The organism is Hyphomonas sp. (assembly GCF_046313735.1).
In the GTDB taxonomy this organism is placed as follows: Bacteria; Pseudomonadota; Alphaproteobacteria; order Caulobacterales; family Hyphomonadaceae; genus Hyphomonas.
In genome coordinates, this window is the sequence record NZ_JBKBXW010000006.1 from 48,566 (window position 1) to 66,553 (window position 17,988).

A 17,988-nucleotide genomic window follows, 5' to 3' on the forward strand; every position below is an offset into this window, starting at 1 on the left:
ATGAAGGATTTATTCGGGTACGGCAGTTTTCACGTGCCCGTTAGGATTCCAGAAACCATGACGCGCGCCGTCAGTCCGCCTGCGGAGTTTCGTCCTTGCCGGACCTGGCTTCCGGGAGCGCTGCGGAGCGCCCGCCGAGCCTGCGCCGGGCGCCGGCAAGCACCCGCCGCGCAAGATCGGCCATCAGCGCCCCGGTGCTGGGGTCTTCCTCGCTGATGACCAGCCCGACCGAGGCAACACCGCCCGCCTCATCCAGCCCGCAGACTACCAGATCGAGCTCGCCGAGGGTCAGCCGGTCTCCGCTGACAGGATTGCCGTCCAGCGCCTGTTCCATGAACTGGGCAGCGGTCAGCCCTTCCGAACCGTCGGGAACCTCTATCCCGTAGAGCCTCGAAAGCTCCGTCATCCGCACGCTTCCCTTGACCCGGAACTGCACATCCGGATCGACCGTCGCTTCGTCCCACGGGCTGGCATAAATCTCGTCAAGCAGGCGCACCCGGCGGGGCGAGGCAAACAGGTAGACCTGGTCATTCGCCTGCAACGGGCCGATGGAATGCAGGGAGTAGGACAATCCGTCCCGGATCACCATGGCCGGCCTGGCCCAGCGGGGGACGCGTTCGCCCTTTGCTATCGCGCTGTCAGGATGGATCCGGTAGCCGACCAGCTCCATCTCCGCCCCGCCGCGCAGCTCCAGTTCCACCCGGTCGACCAGGCCCGGCTCGGCCGGCAGGTTAACCTTCAACAACCGCGCGGCTGGCTGGATGGTCCATCCCTGAACCAGCAGCGAGACCAGCACCATCACGAAGACGACATTGAAATAAAGTGTCCCGTTGTCGAGCCCGCTCAGCCCCGGAAGGATCGCCAGCAGGATCGACACCGCCCCGCGCAGGCCCACCCATCCGGTAAACAGCGTCTCGCGCGAGCGGAACCCGAAGGGCAACAGGCACAGGTAGACCGCCAGCGGCCTTGCGAAGAAGATCAGGATCGCCGCCAGGATCAGCGCCGGAATTGCAATCGCCGGAAATTCGGACGGCGTCGCCAGCAGGCCGAGGGCAAGGAACATCCCGATCTGGGCAAGCCAGATCATGCCCACCTGGAACCGCCGCAGCCGGTGGGCAAACCGCACCTTGCGATTGCCCGCAACGACCCCGGCCACATAGGCGGCAAGGAACCCGCTGCCGCCCGAGAGCGCACACAAGGAATAGACGACAAGAGCGGCCGCGAGGCCCGAGATCGGATAGAGGCCCGGATCAAGGTTCACGAGCTTGTTCAACAGCCAGGCGATCACCAGCCCCCCGGCGAGGCCAAAGAGGAGGCCCAGCCCCATCTGCTGGAAAAACGTAACGATGACGCCCAGCCCCATGGCCGGGCCGGCCTCGGCATGGGCGAGGATCAGCTGGATCATCAGGAGCGTCAGGAAGATCGCCATCGGGTCGTTCGCCCCGGATTCGATCTCCAGCGTCGCCGAGACCCGCTCGCGCAGGCGGATGCCCGCTGATTTCAGCAGGAAGAACACCGCCGCCGCATCGGTCGAGGCGATGATCGAGCCCAGCAGCAGGGCTTCCAGCCAGCCGATACCGAACAGGAAATGCGCAGCGGTGCCGGTCAGGCCCGCCGTCAGCACGACCCCGATCGTGGCCAGCGTCAGCGCCGGGGCCGCCGCCAGCCGGTATTTGCGCAGGGGCGTTTCGAAGCCGCTGTCAAACAGAATGATGGCGAGGGCCAGCGACCCGATGAAGTATGCCGTCGAGCCACTGTTGAAGCTGATGCCGAGCAATCCATCCTCGCCCGCCAGCAGGCCGATCCCGAGGAAGACGAGCAACAGGGGCGCCCCGAAGCGCTGCGAGACAAGGCTCGTCAGAGCCGCCAGCGCCACCAGCGCCGAGCCGATCAGGATGGCAATGTTGACCGACTCGATCAGGGTTCAGACCTCCGCACGGTATCTGCCGGGAGAACAGTTTCGATTTCAGGGCTCTAGGAAAGTTAGGGTGCACCGGGCCCGCCCGCCAGAGCGATGAGAGCTTTTCACCCGCAGGAGGCGATTTTTGGGCGCAGCGTGTGCAAAAAAACACGGATATTTGAACGCTCCTGCGACGGAATCTTCAGTTTCCACCGTTACAAAGGCGCATGGCAGGGTTTATCCGGGCAAAGTCCGGCTTGAACCGGCCGCAGCAAAGTCTAGCTCGGGACCATATGACCCGCACTGTACGCCCACTTCCTGTCCGCCTCGCAGGCGGGACAGCCCTCCTCCTGCTTTGCGCGGGTTGCATCAGCGTGCCGCCAGCGCCGGATCTCGACATCAGCGAACCCGCGTCCACCGAATTCCGTGCCCCCGCGTCCGGCGAACCTGTGTCTGCCGAATGGTGGCAGAGCTTCAGTGACCCGGCACTCGCCGGACTGGTCGAGCGCGCGCTGCGGGCTTCGCCTGCGCTGCGCGGCGCGGATTTTTCGGTTGCCGAAGCCGAAGCGCTGCTGCGCCTCGCCATCCTTGAATCCGGCCCAACCCTGTCCAGCCGCGCAGGGGCGAGCGCCGGGCGCCAGGCAGGCGCCGCCAGTAGCCGGATTGATGCGAGCGCCAATGCGGCGCTGACCGCCGGCTGGGAATTCGACCTGTTCGGCCGCCTTGCCGCCAGCATTGAGGCAGCCCGCCTCGATACCGTGGCGGTGCGGGAGCTGCGCCGCGATATCGCCGTCTCGATCGCCTCCGAAACCGCGCTTGCCTATGTCAATCTGCGCGGCGCCGAAGCAAGGCTGGACGTTGCCCGCCGCAATGTGGGCGCGCAGGAAGAGTCGCTGGAACTCGTCCGCAGCCTGTTTGATAATGGCCGCGTCACCCAGCTCGACCTTGAACGCGCCGAAACCCAGTACCGCACGACGCTCGCCTCGCTGCCGGTGTTCGAGGCTGACCGGGAAGCGGCCCTCAGCCGCCTTGCTGCGCTGACCGGCCTGCCCGCTTCGGCGCCGGGCAGCCTGCCGGAAGAGCTGCTGGCCTCCCCCGGCGAAGTGCCCGTCCTGAGCGCGCCCATTGCCGCCGGAACGCCGGAAGACCTCTTGCGCCGCCGGCCGGACATCCGCGCCGCCGAAGCGCGCATCGGGTCTGCGCTGGCGCTCGGCGACGTTGCCCGCGCGAACCTCTTTCCCACCCTCACCCTGAATGCCGGTGTCTCCGGACTGCTCCGCAACCGCGGCCAGGCCATCAGCGGGACAACCATAGGCTTCGATATCGGCCCCGCGATCAGCTGGTCCGGCCCGGACCTGCGCCAGGTCTATGCCCGGATCGACGCCAGCGATGCCCGCACAGGCCGCCTCGCTGCCGATTATGAAAACGCCGTGCTGAATGCGCTTGCCGAAACCGAGACAGCCCTGACTGATCTGTTGACCGAGCAGCGCCGTACACCGGAACTGGAGGCAGCGGTTGCGGCCGCACGCCGCGCGGCAGACCTCGCGACGCTTCGCTACCGGGAAGGCCTCGACAGCTATCTCGGCGTGCTCGATGCACAGCGGACTTTGCTCGACGCAGAAGACCGCCTGGCGCTAAACAGGATTGAGACTGCCCGAAGGGCAATCCGGGCTTACCGGAGCCTTGGCGGCATCTGGACGGACGAAGAACTCGGCGCCTTCCGGGCGGGATAGGAAAAGATCATGAGCCTCATGAAATCACCTCGCCTCAGGCTGGCCGGCGCGGCCCTGTCCGTGCTTGCGCTCGCTGCGGTCCCGGCCCTGAGCCTTCAGGCGCAGCAGCAGGGCGGCGGCCCGCCGGGCGCCGGCGCCCAGCAGCGCGGCGTCAATGTCTTCGCCGAGCCCGTGCGCGAGCAGCTCTTCGCCAACCGCGTCGAGGCCATCGGCACGCTGGCACCGAATGAGCGTGTCGATCTGACGCTCACCGCCTCCGACCGCGTGACCGCGCTCTTCTTCGATGATGGCGACCGGGTGCGCCGGGGCCAGACCCTCCTCTCGCTTGCCCAGCGCGAACAGGTCGCCCAGGTCGAAAGCGCCGAGGCAGACCTCGCCCAGGCGCGCCGCGAGCTGGCCCGGATCGAGCCGCTGGCCCGTCAGGGCGCCGCCTCGCAGGCCGAACTCGACATGGCCCAGCGCAATGTGAACACCGCTGCCGCCCAGGTCCGCGCCGTCCAGTCCCGCCAGAGCGACCGGGTGCTGGTGGCCCCGTTTGACGGCGTTCTGGGTTTCCGGCGGGTCAGCCTCGGCTCCCTCGTGCGCCCGGGCGATGTCGTCGCAACCCTGATCGATGACAGCGTTATGCGGCTCGAATTCTCCGTCCCTTCCACTTTCCTGCGGGTGCTGAGCGCCGGTCTCGAGATCGAGGCGGTGACCGCCGACCTGCCGGGCGAAACCTTCACCGGAACGGTAACCACCATCGACAATGCCATCGACCCGGTAACCCGCTCGATCCGTGTCCGCGCCAGCCTGCCGAACCCGGACGGCGTTCTGAAATCGGGCATGTTCATGTCCGTCGCCCTGCTGGCAGAGCCGCGCCGCGCGCTGTCCGTTCCGGAAGTCGCGATGCAACCCGTCGGGCCGCTCTCCTTTGTGTGGATCGTCGATGAGAGCGGCGGCAATGGCCCTGTCGCCCGCCGCGTGCGGGTCGAGCCGGGCCTGCGCCAGAACGGCCGTGTCGAGATCGTCTCCGGCCTGACGCCCGGCCAGATGATTGTGACCGAAGGCCTTCTGCGCATCCGTGAAGGCGCGCCCGTGATCCTGCGGGATCCCGCCATCCTCCAGCCCCCGCCCGCAGCGGGACCAGCCTCGACCGGCGCAGCCGGCAGCCCCGCCGCGCAAGGGGGCTGAGGCGATGCTGCTCTCGGACACATCGGTCAAGCGCCCGGTCTTTGCGAGCGTGCTGGCGCTCCTGCTGATTGTCTTCGGGCTCGTTTCCTTCTCGCGCCTGCCGCTGCGCGAGTATCCCGACATCGACCCGCCGATCGTGTCGATCCAGACGACATATCCCGGCGCCTCGGCGGCGGTCGTGGAAACCCGCATCACCCAGGTGATCGAGGACCGCATCGCCGGCATCGAGGGCATCCGCTTCATCAACTCCCGCTCCCGCGACGGGCGTTCGGACATCTCCCTCGAATTCCGCACCGGGCGCGACATTGAATCGGCCGCCAATGACGTGCGCGACCGCGTCTCCGCCGTGATGAACCAGCTGCCGCAGGAGGCAGATGCCCCGCGCGTGGAAAAGGCCGATGCCGACGAAGACGTCATCATGTGGCTCAATCTCGCCAGCGAGAACCTGACCACGGCCCAGCTGACCGACTTTGCCAACCGCAACCTGATCGACCGCTTCTCCGCGCTGGACGGGGTGGCCCGGATCCAGGTCGGCGGCTCGCGCGACTATGCGATGCGCGTCTGGGTCGACCGGCGCGCCCTTGCGGCGCGCGGCCTCGTGGTCAGCGATATCGAACGGGCGCTGCGCGCCGAGAATATCGAAGCCCCGGCCGGAAGCCTCGAATCCGGCGCGGTGTCCTACACCCTGCGCATCGACCGCCCGTTCCGGACGGCGGAGGATTTTGCCGGCCTCGTCCTCGCCCAGGGCGAAGGCTATCTGGTCCGCCTCGCCGATGTCGCCCGTGTCGAGCGCGGAACAGTCGATGACCGCACGATGTTCCGGGGCAATGGCGTGCCGATGGTCGGCCTCGGCATCGTCAAGCAATCGACCGCCAACACCGTGGATGTCGCCAAGGCCGCCAAGGACCTTGCCGCTGACCTGAACCGGACCCTGCCGGACGGGATGCAGATTTATCAGGCCTTCGACAGCTCCGTCTTCATCGAAGCCTCGATCCGCGAAGTCTGGACCACGCTTGGCATCGCCGTCGTCCTCGTGACGCTGGTGATCTTCCTGTTCCTTGGCAGCTGGCGCACGACCCTCATCCCGGCGGTGACGGTTCCGGTCTCGATTATCGCGACCTTCATCGTCCTCTACCTGTTCGGCCTGACGCTGAACCTCCTTACCCTGCTCGCGCTCGTCCTCGCCATCGGCCTGCTCGTCGATGACGCCATCGTGGTTCTGGAAAACATCCACCGGCGGATGGAAGAAGAAGGCGAGACCCCGCTCGTCGCCGCCTTCAACGGCGCGCGCCAGGTCGGCTTTGCCGTCATCGCAACGACGCTGGTGCTGATCGCGGTGTTCATCCCGATCACCTTCATGCAGGGCAATACAGGCCGGCTGTTCTCCGAATTCGCGATCACCATTGCGGCGGCGGTCGCCTTCTCCAGCCTCATCGCGCTGACCCTGTCGCCGATGCTCGCCTCCAAGATGCTGAAGGCGAAAACCCGCGGCGATGATGGCGGCACGGCGCTGACCCGCCGGGTCGACGCGGTGTTCCGGTCCGCGCGCAAAGGCTATGGGCACTTCTTCGATACCATCGTGCGGCGCCCCGTGATTGTGGCCGGAGCGGTCATGGCCATCATGGCGGGCAGCTTCTTCGTGTTCCAGCAGCTCGGCCAGGAATATGCCCCGGAAGAGGATCGCGGGACCTTCTTTGTCGGCGTGCGCGGGCCCGAAGGCGCGTCGTTTGAATACATGGAACGCTATCTCGACGAGATCGAGCGGCGCCTCCTGCCCTATACCGAAAGCGGCGAGATCACCCGCCTCCTGATCCGCGCGCCCGGCTGGGGCAGCCCGAACGCCTACAATTCCGGCAACGTCGTTGCCGTGATGGCGGACTGGAGCTCGCGCCGGCCCGGCCAGGAAGTGATGACCGAGATCAACCGCAAACTGTCCGACCTGCCGGGCATCCAGGCATTCGCCCGGATGCGTCCCGGCCTTGGCGGCGGCGGAGGCGGCGGCGGTGGCGGGTCTCCCGTCCAGTTCGTGATCGGCGGCCCGTCCTATGAGCAGCTGGTGGAATGGCGCGACATCTTTGTCGCCGCGCTGGAAGCCAACAATCCGGGCATCACCGATATTGACTGGGACTATAAGGAAACCCAGCCGCAATACCGTATACAGATCGACTACCAGCGCGCCTCGGACCTCGGCGTTACCGTTGCCGAGATCGGCACGACGCTCGAAACCATGCTCGGCTCGCGCCGCGTAACCACCTATATCGACGAGGGCGAAGAATATGACGTCATCGTCGAGGGCCTGCGGTCGGAGCAGAACACGCCGACGGATGTCCAGAACATCTATGTCCGCTCCTCGCGCAGCGGCGAGTTGATCCCGCTCGCCAGCGTCATCACGATCCAGCCCTATGCCGACAGCCCCACGCTGAACCGCTACAACCGCGTGCGCGCCATCACGATCAGCGCCAGCCTCCAGCCCGGCGTGAACCTTGGCGACGTCCTGAACGACATGGAGCGCCTTGCGCGCGATGTGCTGCCCATTGACGCGACGATCGACTTCCGGGGCCAGTCGCTTGAGTTCCGCACCTCGGGCTCCTCGATCCTGTTCGTCTTCCTGGTCGGCCTGCTGATCGTGTTCCTCGTCCTCGCGGCGCAGTTCGAGAGCTGGACACACCCGATGGTGATCATGCTGTCGGTGCCCGCAACGCTGGCCGGCGGCCTGCTCGGCCTCTGGCTTACGGGGCAGACGCTCAACATCTTCACCCAGATCGGCCTCATCATGCTGGTCGGCCTTGCGGCGAAGAACGGCATCCTGATCGTCGAATTCGCCAACCAGCTGCGCGATCAGGGCCGGCCCTTCGATGAAGCCCTGCGGGAAGCCGCCCTAGCCCGCCTGCGCCCCATCCTGATGACCGGGCTGACCACCGCCGCCGGGGCCGTGCCGCTGATCATTTCCAGCGGGGCAGGCGCGGAAACCCGTTTTGCAATCGGAATCGTGATCCTGTTCGGCTCCATCGCAGCGGTCATGGTGGCGCTGGTCGTCGTGCCGGCAGCCTATGCCCTGCTCGCCCGGCGCACCGGCTCTCCCGGCGATGTCGCCCGGCGGCTGGAGGCGGAGGCGGCCGAGCCGCGCCCTGTCGCCCAACCAGCCGAGTGAACTCGCTTTATGGTAGAGCGACCAATACCATTTCCGCCCGCCGGTTAGGGCCTTGTGAACGAGCGGCGGCCTAGGGTCCGGCCATGAACCTGTTCTTCCGTTTCCTGCGCATCATGCTCGCCGCGATGTTCACATGGCGGCGGACAAGCCTGATGGACCTGCACACCATCCGCTCGAAGGTCTGGCTCGGCGACCAGGACCCGATGGGCCATATGACCAATTCGCGCTACTCCTCCTTCACCGATCTTGCGATCATGAATTATATGGGCCGCACTGGCGCGCTGCGCGCCTTCCGCAAGCGGGGCTGGCTGCCCGTGATCCAGTACGAATCCTTTTTCTATCACCGCATGCTGCGCTATCCCCAGCCCTTCGAGGTGCAGACCCGGCTGGCCGGATGGGGAGATACACACCTGGTGTTCCGGCACGAATTCATCTCCGGCGAGCGCATACACGCCACCAGCTTGATGATCGCCCGCCTCACCGGGCGCAAGAAGACCCGCGTCACGGCGGCCATGGCGATGGAAGCGATGGGCCTGACACTCGAAAGCCCGCCGCTCGACCCGCAGGTGCTCGACATCCTCCGTGAACTGAAAGCACCCGCATGACCGCGCCGCCCCTTCCCGTCCTGATCGACTGTGATCCTGGCATTGATGACGCCGTAATGCTGATGATGGCGCTCGCTGCGCCGGGGCTCGACGTGCGATCGGTCACGGCGGTCGCAGGGAACGTGCCGCTCAGGCTCACCAGCCGCAATGCCCGCATGATCTGTGAACTGATGGGCCGCAGCGATGTGCCCGTGTACGCAGGCTGCCCCCGGCCCATGCTGCGCGAGCCCGTCACGGCAGAAGACTTTCACGGGGAGACAGGCATCTCCGGCCTCGACGTGTTCGAGCCTGACCGTCCTCTCGCGCCCGCGCACGGCGTGGCCGATCTCATCGCGCGCCTGCGCGCTGCTGCACCCGGAAGCCTCACCCTCATCATCACCGGGCCGATGACCAACCTCGCCTGCGCCCTCGTGATGGATCCCGGCATCGCGGCGGGCGTGCGCGAAGTCGTCATCATGGGCGGCGCGGACGTTGCCGGCGGCAACATCACGCCGCAGGCGGAGTTCAACATCTTTGCCGATCCCCATGCCGCCGCCATCGTCTTCGACAGCGGCCTGCCGGTCACTGTGCTCAGCCTCGACGTCACCCATCAGGTGCGCGCCGAACCCGCGCGCATCGCGCGCCTGCGCTCACTCGGCACTCAGAACGCCCTGCGCATGGCCGGCCTGCTGGGCGCTGCCAACCAGCTCGAAGGCCGCTGGCGCCCCGGCATGAACGCCCCGATGCACGACCCCTCGACCATCGCCTGGCTGCTCGCCCCGGAAATCTTCCAGTCGAAGGCCGCCCGTGTACGGACGATCACAAGGCCCGGAAAGTCCTTCGGGCGCACGGCTGTGCGCGAGGCCAAATCCGGCCCTCACCGCTGGGTCACCCATGCGGATGCTGACGCCTTCTTTGCGCTCATTGAGGGCCTGATGCAGGACACGCCATGATCACCGTCGTCGGCTCGGTCAATCTCGATATTGTCGCCACCGGAAAGGACCTGCCCCGGCCCGGCGAGACCGTCACCGGCGCGCGCCTCGCCCGCCATCCGGGCGGCAAGGGCGCCAACCAGGCACTCGCCGCCCGCCGCCTTGGCGCAGATGTCCGCCTGATCGCCGCCGTCGGCGATGACGACATGGCCGAGGAAGCCTTGAAGCTGCTGCGCGCGGGCGGAGTGGACCTCGCCGCCACACAGTTCGTGAACGGAGAAACAACCGGCGTTGCGCTGATCGCGGTGGCCGCCAGCGGCGAGAACCAGATCATCGTCTGCCCCGGCGCCAATGCCGTCCTCGCGCCCGCCGATCTGGAGGGCGAGTCCATCGAGCACATGATGGGCGTGCTGGAAGTGTCGCCCGCCGCCCTGCTCGCAGCCGCCAGATGCGCCACCGGCTTCGTGGCACTGAACCTTGCGCCTGCCCTGCCGGTGACCGGCGAGCTCCTTCAGCGGGCGGACCTTCTGATCGTCAACGAGACGGAGGCCGAATGGTATGGCACAGCGCTGCATGACAGCGGCGCCATGGTGGCCGTGTCCCTTGGCGCGGAAGGCGCCCAGCTCTGGAAAGACGGCCGGGTCATAGCGAGCGCAACCCCGCCCCGCGTGGATGTTATCGACACGACCGGCGCCGGCGACACATTCTGCGCCGCGCTGACCACTGCGCTTATCGAAGGGATGCCCGCAGATGCCGCACTGTCCTTCGCGGTCGCCGCCGGCGCGCTCGCCTGCACAAAGCCCGGCGCCCAGCCGAGCCTGGCGCACCGCGCCGACGTCGAAGCGCTTCTCTCCACCTGACTCTGCGGCGCAAGCCCGCCTCTATCCACGTTTTCTGTGGGCAGATTCGCCCGGCGACCCAACTTTTTTCATGTCACCCCGGCGAACGCCGGGGCCCAGTATTTTAAGGGATTTCGCAGCCCCAAACCTCGCGCCTCCTGAATCCCGGCGGCCCCGAACACCACGAAATTCACCGCTCCCAATCCGACCGGGTTCGCCCCCATGCGATACTCTGCCTCGAAGCCGGAGTTTCCGGCTTCGGGTCGGCCGTCCGGGTTATGGGAGTCTCCCGGCGGCCAAACTGCGGATGGGGACGGCTCCGTGGCCACGGGGACAGAACTGTCAAACCTTGAATATCCTACCGTCCCCGGACACCAAGGGCGCCAGCCCCATCCGCAGGACCTCAAGGCCAGGCAAAACCGGAAGGGGAAGCCCTGTCCGGCTAAAAGCACATCCGCAATATGCCCCGTACACCATCAAACCTTGTCATCCCGGCGTCCGCCGGGGTGACAGGGAGAGGGCTGTAGAAAAACGCGAAGGGAAGGAAAAACTATCCCGCCTTGCCGACGCGGCGGCGCTGCACGCTCGACGGGATGTTGAGGCTCTCGCGATATTTCGCGACAGTCCGGCGCGCGATGTCGATACCGAAGCCGGTCAGGATGTCCACGATCTGGTCATCGGAGAGCACATTCTCCGGGTTCTCATCCTCGATCAGCTGTTTGATCCGGTGACGGACGGCTTCGGCCGAGTGCGCCTCTCCGCCCCCGGTCGCCGGAATGGCAGCCGAGAAGAAATATTTCAGCTCGAACAGTCCCCGCGGAGTCGCCATGTATTTGTTGGTCGTCACCCGGCTGACGGTGGATTCGTGCATCTCGATTGCATCGGCCACCTGTTTCAGGTTCAGCGGGCGCAGGTGCGCCACGCCGTGCGCGAAGAAGCCATCCTGCTGGCGCACGATCTCGCTCGCCACTTTCAGGATCGTCCGCGCGCGCTGGTCCAGCGACTTGACGAGCCAGGTTGCGGACGACGCGCATTCGGAGATGAATTCCTTCTCCTTCTCCCGCATCGGCAGGGCGGAGACCTCGGCATAATAGGCCTTGTCCATCAGCACGCGCGGCAGCGTGTCGGAATTGAGCTCGACGGCGAACATGCCATTCGGCAGTTCACGGACATAAACATCCGGGGCCACCGCCACCGTCGTATCGCTTGAAAAGCCGCCGCCGGGGCGCGGCGACAGGCTGCGCAGCTCGATCAGCATGTCCTGGATATCCGCGCGGTCCACGCCGCAGATATCCATCAGCGCCTTCAGATCATGCTTGGCGACGAGGTGGAGATTGTCGAGCATCGCCTGCATCGCCGGGTCATAGCGGCGGCGTTCCTTCAGCTGCAGCGCGAGGCATTCGGGGATCGAGCGGGCCATCACGCCCGTCGGGTCGAACCCCTGGCAGACATTCAGCACCGCCTCGACATTGGCCACATCCGCGCCGAGCGCAGAGGCGATATCGCCGAGCGGGGTGCGCAGGTAACCGGACTCGTCGGTCTCGTCGATCAGGCGCGCCGCAATCAGCCGGTCGGCCGCAGACAGGCCCGCAAGATTGAGCTGGCCGTGCAGATGCTCCTGCAAAGTCACATTGCCCGAAACGTTCGCCGTCGGATCAAATTCCTCCGATGACCCGCCGCCTGAGGCGCTGGACCAGTCGGTGCGCGCGCTCGGCCCGCCGGCATCGGCCGGCATCCCGGCGTCAGATCCGGTGCCCGGCTCGAAGACATCCTCACCCGGAGCATCGAGCTGGTCGCGGGCCTCGCCGAGCCCGGAGCTGTCGTCCAGCTTCAGCTGTTCGCGCCGTTGCGGTTCGCCCGAGGGGTCATTGCCGCCGCTTCCCTCTTCCTCGACCCGGACGAGCAGCGGATTGCGCTCAAGCTCGGCTTCGACGAATTCGGCGAGTTCCTGATTGGACAGCTGGAGCAGCTTGATGGCCTGCTGGAGCTGCGGCGTCATCACCAGGGACTGGCCCTGGCGCATGTCGAGTGATTGTTTCATGGCCATCGGCCGCGCCCCCTGAGATCAAGCGGCGAACTGCTCACCCAGATAGACCCTGCGAACGTCCTCATCCTTCAGCACGCCTTCCGGTGTGCCTTCGAACAGGACAGCGCCATCATACATCACATAGGCCCGGTCGGCGATCTGGAGCGTTTCACGCACCTGGTGATCCGTGATCAGGACCCCGAGGCCGCGCTGCTTCAGATAGCGGACAAGTTCGGAAATGTCGGAAATGGCGAGCGGGTCGATGCCGGTGAACGGTTCGTCCAGTAGCATGAAGCTCGGACGGGATGCGAGCGCACGGGCGATCTCCACGCGCCGCCGTTCACCGCCCGACAGGGAGGTGGCTGGCTGGTTGCGCAGGTGTTCGACATGCAGTTCGCTGAGCAGGCCATCGACCTGCGCCATCCGCGCAGCCCGGTCCTTTTCGACCAGTTCTGCCACGGCGAGCACATTCTGTTCCACGGTCATGCCCCGGAAGATCGAGGCTTCCTGGGGCAGGTAGCCGACGCCCAGGCGCGCCCGCTGATACATCGGAAGGCGGGTGACATCCTCGCCATCGATGGAGATCGAGCCGGAATCCGCCCCGATCAGCCCCATGATCATGTAGAAACAGGTGGTCTTCCCGGCCCCGTTGGGTCCAAGCAGGCCGACGACTTCGCCGCGGGCGAGAGAGAGCGACACATCGCGCACGACCTGGCGCTTGCCAAATGACTTGGCAAGGTTGCGTACGACGAGGCCTTCGGCCGGTTCGCTCATGGTCTCTTCAGTCCCTTCCGCGGGCGCATTCGCCGCCCTTATTCAACCTATGCCAACATGCTTAAGATCGGTTTCAGACACTTGTTTGAATTTACGGGATTTACGGGCTCGATGACGGGTCGATCACCATGCGGGCGCGGCCGGAGCCGCCCTCGAGCGTGGTGCGCCGGTTGGCGATTTCCATGCGCAGGCGCTCGCCCTCGGCCACGTCCCGGTCGCGCATCAAGGCGACATTGCCGGTCATGACGATGGTGTCATTGGCAAGTTCATACACCCCGCGGTCGCCTTTGGCTTTCAGCTCCGGCGTCACATAATAGACGCTGCCCTCCGCCACGATCCGCTCGATCTGGCCAAAGCCGCCGGCGATGCTGGCGCCCGCCGCCCCGGCAGCGCCCTCGCGCGCGGCAAAGTGGATGGTCACCCGGTCGGCGCGCAGGCGGGCATCGCCCTGGCGGATATCGACATTGCCCGTCAGCAGCACCCGGCGTTCCCGCTCGAGGCTCTCGGTGCGCTCGGAATTGATATAGATCGGCCCGCCCTCGGACGAGATCTGGGCGAGCGCCGGCCCTGCAAGGCCAATCGCGAGTGCCAGGACCATCCCGGCGGCCTTAAGGAGTGCCATTGTTCTCACCTTCACTTGTGTCGCCCCCCCGGGCCGTTTGCGGATGGATGACCGTATAGACATTGCCTGTAAAGACGATCCGGTTGCCGCCCTCCAGGATTTCATAAGCGTCGGCCCGGATATCGCCAAGCGGCCCGCGCCCTTCCAGCGGCGACATGCCCTCCACCCGGTCCTCGGCAATGATCAGCCGGGCGGCCGATGTATTGAACATCCAGCCGGCGGCATCGGAGATGCGCACGTCTTCATACAGCTCAAGGATGCCGGTCTCGCGGTCATAGAAGCCGGACGGCGCGCGCACTTCGGTGCCTTTGGCATCGCGCATGATCGGGCCGGTCAGGTCGACCGCCCCGTCCCGCGAGCGCCGGCGCTGGGCAGCGTCGGCGGTAAGCGTGAAAATCTCGCCGCTGGAATCGCGCCCGGTGAAGCGCGGGTTCTTCATCGTGACGGCTTCGCTGTCATCGACCGGCGGGGGCCTTGTATCCTGCGCGATCGAGCTGCGCACGATGAAGCCCAGGAACAACCCGATCGCGATGGCTGCGGCGGCAACAAACACATAGCGCTGGATGCGCACACGGCCGGAGCGTTTGCGCGCCTGGTCCAGCGTCATCTGCCGGCGCGGCGCCCAGAGCGAGGCCGGATCGTTATGGCGGGTGGCATCCATCAAGGCGCGGGCTTATCCTGCAAAAGCGGCCATATTCCGGCAGTCATAGACCGGTTGGACGCGGCGCGGAAGCAGCGCAAGGCAGGGTTTACGGGCTTCGCCTCAGCTATGGGCGAAAATATCCTCGTCCGCCCAGCCGGCGAGGTCGAGCCGGGCCCGCACCGGCAGGAAGCCGAAACAGGCTTCGGCAAGCTCCATCCGGCCCTCGCGCACCAGCATGGCCTCAAGGCCCGCCTTGATCTGGTGCAGGTAGAGCACATCGCTGGCCGCATACTGGAGCTGCGCATCGGTAAGCTCTGCCGCGCCCCAGTCGGAACTCTGCTGCGCCTTGGAGAGGTCAATCCCCGCCACTTCGCGCGCGACATCCTTCAGGCCGTGCCGGTCGGTATAGGTGCGGGAGAGGCGTGAGGCGATCTTGGTGCACCAGATCGGGGCGCAGGTAATGCCCATCCAGCGCTGCATCATCGTGATGTCGAACCGGGCGAAGTGGAACAGCTTCAGCGTCTTCGGGTCGGTCAGCAGCGCCTTGAGGTTCGGGCAGTTAAAATCCCGGGTCAGCTGCACCAGATGCGCCGTGCCATCGCCGGAAGAGAGCTGGACGAGGGTCAGGTGGTCGCGCACGGGATTGAGGCCCATCGCCTCTGTATCCACCGCGACGACGGGGCCGAAATCGAGGCCGGCCGGCAGGTCGCCCCTGTGCAGCGTAATCTGGTTCATGCCTCGCGCCTTAGCACGGCCCGCGTTAAGGGCAAGTCAAAGCGTCCGCTTGACTGCCACCAGCGCCGCATCGAGGGCCGAGAGAAAGCGGGAGCGGTCCGCCTTGGAGAAAGGCGCCGGACCGCCAGCGCCGATGCCGGCAACACCGACGCGCCGGTCGGCCATGATCGCCCGGGTCGCCAGCGCGCCGCCGATGGAATCGGGCGTGAACGGCTTGCCATTCGGCCCGATCACCCGCGCCCCCGCTTTCAGGCAACGGTCGGCCAGCGGAATATCCGCCGTGATGACGACCGAGGCCGGCCCCGCCTCCGCCGCGATCCAGTCATCGGCGGCGTCAAACCCGTCAGACACGATCTTCCGGCTGAACAGGGGGTGTTCGGGGATGCGGATATAGGAATTGGCGACTATCACCGTCTCCACCCGGTGGCGCAGCGCCACCTGGTAGATCTCATCCTTCACCGGGCAGGCATCGGCATCGACGAGGATACGCGGGCTCATCGCGCCTCCATCGCCGCGATCCAGTCGCGCACGAGCGCGATGCCCTGCGGGTCCGGTACGCTCTGGCCGAGTTCCGGCATCGCCACGCCGGGCTCGGTCGACGCAATGCGGTGCAGCAGGATCGACTCCTCCGGCGCGCCCGGCACGATGACCTGCAACAGGCCGCCCGAACCCCGGCCCGCCGCCACCGGATGCTTGTTGATGCCGAGCCGGGCGGCGCTCTGCTCATCCGCCGTCAGCCACAGCCCGGAATTGGACGCCGAGCCATCGGCCTTGTGGCAGTGGGCGCAGTTGATCTCCAGCCAGGCGCGGGCCCGCGCATCCAGCTTCTGCCACGGGTCGTAGGCGCGGGCATCCGCCGCCACCTCCCCCGGCAGCCCGGTGAGGATCCCGGCGCGCGCCCAGGCTTCCAGCTGGTTGCCATGTGGGGGCCCATCGAGCGCCAGATGACGCGCCTTCGGGCCGATGGGGGCGATGTCCCGCCCGGAAAGATGGCACGTCTTGCACTGGTTCTGGTTCGGCACGGCGTAGCGCAAGGTGACCGGCTCCCCCGCCGGGGTGATCGTCTCGATGTCCTGGCGCAGGCCCGCAGGGGTATAGACCGCCTCGGTCTGCGCCGCGTTCCAGACATAGGGATAGGCGACCCAGCCCGCCTCCCGCCGGATCAGCAGCCGCGTCTCGACGAGGTAAGCCCCCTCCTCCGGCCTGCGCATATCCGGGGCGAAGGCGAAGGATTTCACCAGCACCGTGCCCACCGGGAAATCGAACACATCCGTCTCGTGGAATGCCGCAGCCTTTCCAGGCGGCAGATAGACAAAGCGGTGCTTGTCCGCATGATCGGTGAACAGCGGATTGATCAGCTCATAGGGCATAACGCCGTCCGCCGGGCTTCCCGAAGCCAGGTCCGTAAACAGCCCATAGGCCGACAGCGTCGCCGCAGGCTGGTCGGCAAGGATGACCGCCATATCCGGCCCGGAGGGTGCGCGCGCGCCGGCTGAACAGGCCGCCAGGAAAAGTCCCGCAACGCCCGCCAGGATGATCGCCCAGAACCGCATGACCTGTCCCGGCTGCTTCAGGCCGGGGCGTGCGGCAGCGTGACGGCCGCAGGCTCTTCCGGCGGTGTGCCTTCCGGGCGCACCGGCGAGGGCGCCATGCGGGCCGGGTCAATCGGATAGCGGCCCAGGCCGAGGCTGAGGAAACCGGCATCTTCTGCTTCGTTGATCGAGAGGTTCACCGCCTGCGCCGGGCCTTCGCCCCAGCCATCGACACCGTCCCAGACGATGGCGGGAAGCTGCCCGCCAAGGGCTGCGGCCAGCGGCGCCAGATCGCCCTGCGGGTCGTTGCCGCCCGGGCCGTAGCGATTGGCGCGCAGGACCACATCGCGCGGCAGCGGATTGTAGGCCTCATCGGTGAACGGCAGCGAATAGGACATCACAAGCACATGCGCCGAACGGTTCTGGTCGAACGTATTGTCGAACACATGCACATTGCGGTTGGCCATGATGATGACACCGGTGCCCGACGGCACGCTGGCGACGATATTGCCGGCCGGCGCAAAATTGCGCGTGTTGTTCTCGGTGATCTGGTTGTCGAAGATCCGCGTCGAATGCCCGCCCGAGACCGGCAGGTCCGGCAGGTCGAAGACGAGAATGCCGCCGGTATTGTAGCGGGCGATGTTTCCATAGACATCGGCATTCATCGAATTCTCGATCTCGATGCCGGCCACATTGTATTCGACCACCGAATTACGGACGATGATGTTCTCCGACTGGCCGACATAGATGCCGGCATCAGAGGCGCCGCGCACGGTGACGTTCTCGACCAGCACATCGCGCGATTCCACCGGATAGACGCCATATGCGCCATTGTTCTCGTCCGGCCCGTTGGTCCATTCGACGGTGAGGTAGCGATAGGTGATCCGGTCGGCGCCCTTGGACTTGATGCCGTCGCCGCGCGTGTTGATGACCGCAAAGTCCATCAGCGTGACATCATCGGAGGTCACCAGAAGGCCCTCGCCGGCGCCTTCCTGGCCTGAGAAGTCAAGGATCGTCTTGCCCTGCCCGGCGCCGCGCAGCGTCACCCCCTCGACATCGAGGGAGAGGCCTTCGGTCAGCTGGAAGGTGCCTTCCGGCAGCAGGATGATCTCGCCCGGCCTCGCGGCGATCAGCGCTGTCTGCAGCGTCGTGCCAAAGTCGCCTTCCGCTGACAGCGGCGGCGGCAGGGTTGGCAGGCCCGGCGGGTCTGCCGGGGCGCTTGTGCCGGGTGAACAGGCGGATGTGATGGCGAGGAGCGCAGCTCCCGCGAACAGGTGTAACCGATTGCGCATAAGTCCCTCCCCGGACGTTTATGACGCGAGTGTCAACTTGCGTCCGGGGAAA

Annotated in this window: 15 protein-coding genes; 6 read left to right on the forward strand and 9 right to left on the reverse strand. The window is 66.3% G+C overall.

The window, feature by feature from the left end; all coding sequences use genetic code 11:
- Positions 1-70: 70 nt before the first annotated feature.
- Complete coding sequence (locus ACK4SV_RS04665) at positions 71-1,918, reverse strand: potassium/proton antiporter (RefSeq protein WP_409916702.1); 1,848 nt, start codon at positions 1,916-1,918, stop codon at positions 71-73.
- A 275-nt stretch (positions 1,919-2,193) separates the two neighbouring features.
- Here ACK4SV_RS04665 and ACK4SV_RS04670 point away from each other — a divergent pair, with 275 nt between their 5' ends.
- From ACK4SV_RS04670 to ACK4SV_RS04695, 6 genes are all read left to right on the forward strand, one after another.
- The gene (locus tag ACK4SV_RS04670; RefSeq protein ID WP_409916639.1) at positions 2,194-3,633 is read left to right on the forward strand and encodes a TolC family protein; all 1,440 of its coding nucleotides are present in this window, start codon (positions 2,194-2,196) and stop codon (positions 3,631-3,633) included.
- 9 nt (positions 3,634-3,642) lie between these two features.
- Positions 3,643-4,806 (forward strand): efflux RND transporter periplasmic adaptor subunit, encoded by a 1,164-nt coding sequence (locus ACK4SV_RS04675; RefSeq protein ID WP_409916640.1) that lies wholly within the window; start codon positions 3,643-3,645, stop codon positions 4,804-4,806.
- 4 nt (positions 4,807-4,810) lie between these two features.
- Positions 4,811-7,957 carry an efflux RND transporter permease subunit gene (locus tag ACK4SV_RS04680; protein WP_409916641.1) on the forward strand — a complete coding sequence of 1,049 codons (3,147 nt, stop codon included), beginning with the start codon at positions 4,811-4,813 and terminating at the stop codon, positions 7,955-7,957.
- Positions 7,958-8,040: 83 nt separating this feature from the next.
- Positions 8,041-8,562 carry a thioesterase family protein gene (locus ACK4SV_RS04685; protein ID WP_409916642.1) on the forward strand — a complete coding sequence of 174 codons (522 nt, stop codon included), beginning with the start codon at positions 8,041-8,043 and terminating at the stop codon, positions 8,560-8,562.
- Positions 8,559-9,494, forward strand: coding sequence for a nucleoside hydrolase (locus ACK4SV_RS04690; protein WP_409916643.1), 936 nt, complete (start codon positions 8,559-8,561; stop codon positions 9,492-9,494). The genes ACK4SV_RS04685 and ACK4SV_RS04690 overlap by 4 nt, the downstream gene beginning before the upstream one ends.
- A complete protein-coding gene (locus ACK4SV_RS04695; protein ID WP_409916644.1) occupies positions 9,491-10,333 on the forward strand; it encodes a ribokinase in 843 nt (280 codons plus the stop codon). Before ACK4SV_RS04690 ends, ACK4SV_RS04695 begins: the two co-directional genes overlap by 4 nt.
- A 529-nt stretch (positions 10,334-10,862) precedes the next feature.
- On the opposite strand, the gene rpoN is transcribed toward ACK4SV_RS04695, so the two are convergent.
- The 8 genes from rpoN to ACK4SV_RS04735 all read right to left on the reverse strand — a co-directional run bounded on the left by rpoN (position 10,863) and on the right by ACK4SV_RS04735 (position 17,936).
- Positions 10,863-12,359, reverse strand: coding sequence for an RNA polymerase factor sigma-54 (gene rpoN, locus ACK4SV_RS04700; RefSeq protein ID WP_409916645.1), 1,497 nt, complete (start codon positions 12,357-12,359; stop codon positions 10,863-10,865).
- Between the two features lie 18 nt (positions 12,360-12,377).
- Positions 12,378-13,112, reverse strand: a complete 735-nt coding sequence (lptB, locus tag ACK4SV_RS04705) for an LPS export ABC transporter ATP-binding protein (protein ID WP_409916646.1) — start codon at positions 13,110-13,112, stop codon at positions 12,378-12,380.
- 100 nt (positions 13,113-13,212) lie between these two features.
- Entirely contained in the window at positions 13,213-13,734 is a 522-nt protein-coding gene (locus ACK4SV_RS04710; protein ID WP_409916647.1) for an LptA/OstA family protein, read from the reverse strand.
- A complete protein-coding gene (lptC, locus tag ACK4SV_RS04715) occupies positions 13,721-14,395 on the reverse strand; it encodes an LPS export ABC transporter periplasmic protein LptC (RefSeq protein WP_409916703.1) in 675 nt (224 codons plus the stop codon). Before lptC ends, ACK4SV_RS04710 begins: the two co-directional genes overlap by 14 nt.
- Before the next feature lie 102 nt (positions 14,396-14,497).
- Positions 14,498-15,112 (reverse strand): ribonuclease D, encoded by a 615-nt coding sequence (locus ACK4SV_RS04720; RefSeq protein ID WP_409916648.1) that lies wholly within the window; start codon positions 15,110-15,112, stop codon positions 14,498-14,500.
- Between the two features lie 36 nt (positions 15,113-15,148).
- Positions 15,149-15,610 carry a YaiI/YqxD family protein gene (locus ACK4SV_RS04725; protein WP_409916649.1) on the reverse strand — a complete coding sequence of 154 codons (462 nt, stop codon included), beginning with the start codon at positions 15,608-15,610 and terminating at the stop codon, positions 15,149-15,151.
- Positions 15,607-16,665, reverse strand: coding sequence for an SO2930 family diheme c-type cytochrome (locus tag ACK4SV_RS04730; protein WP_409916650.1), 1,059 nt, complete (start codon positions 16,663-16,665; stop codon positions 15,607-15,609). Before ACK4SV_RS04730 ends, ACK4SV_RS04725 begins: the two co-directional genes overlap by 4 nt.
- Before the next feature lie 17 nt (positions 16,666-16,682).
- A complete protein-coding gene (locus tag ACK4SV_RS04735) occupies positions 16,683-17,936 on the reverse strand; it encodes a parallel beta-helix domain-containing protein (protein WP_409916651.1) in 1,254 nt (417 codons plus the stop codon).
- Between the last annotated feature and the right edge of the window lie 52 nt (positions 17,937-17,988).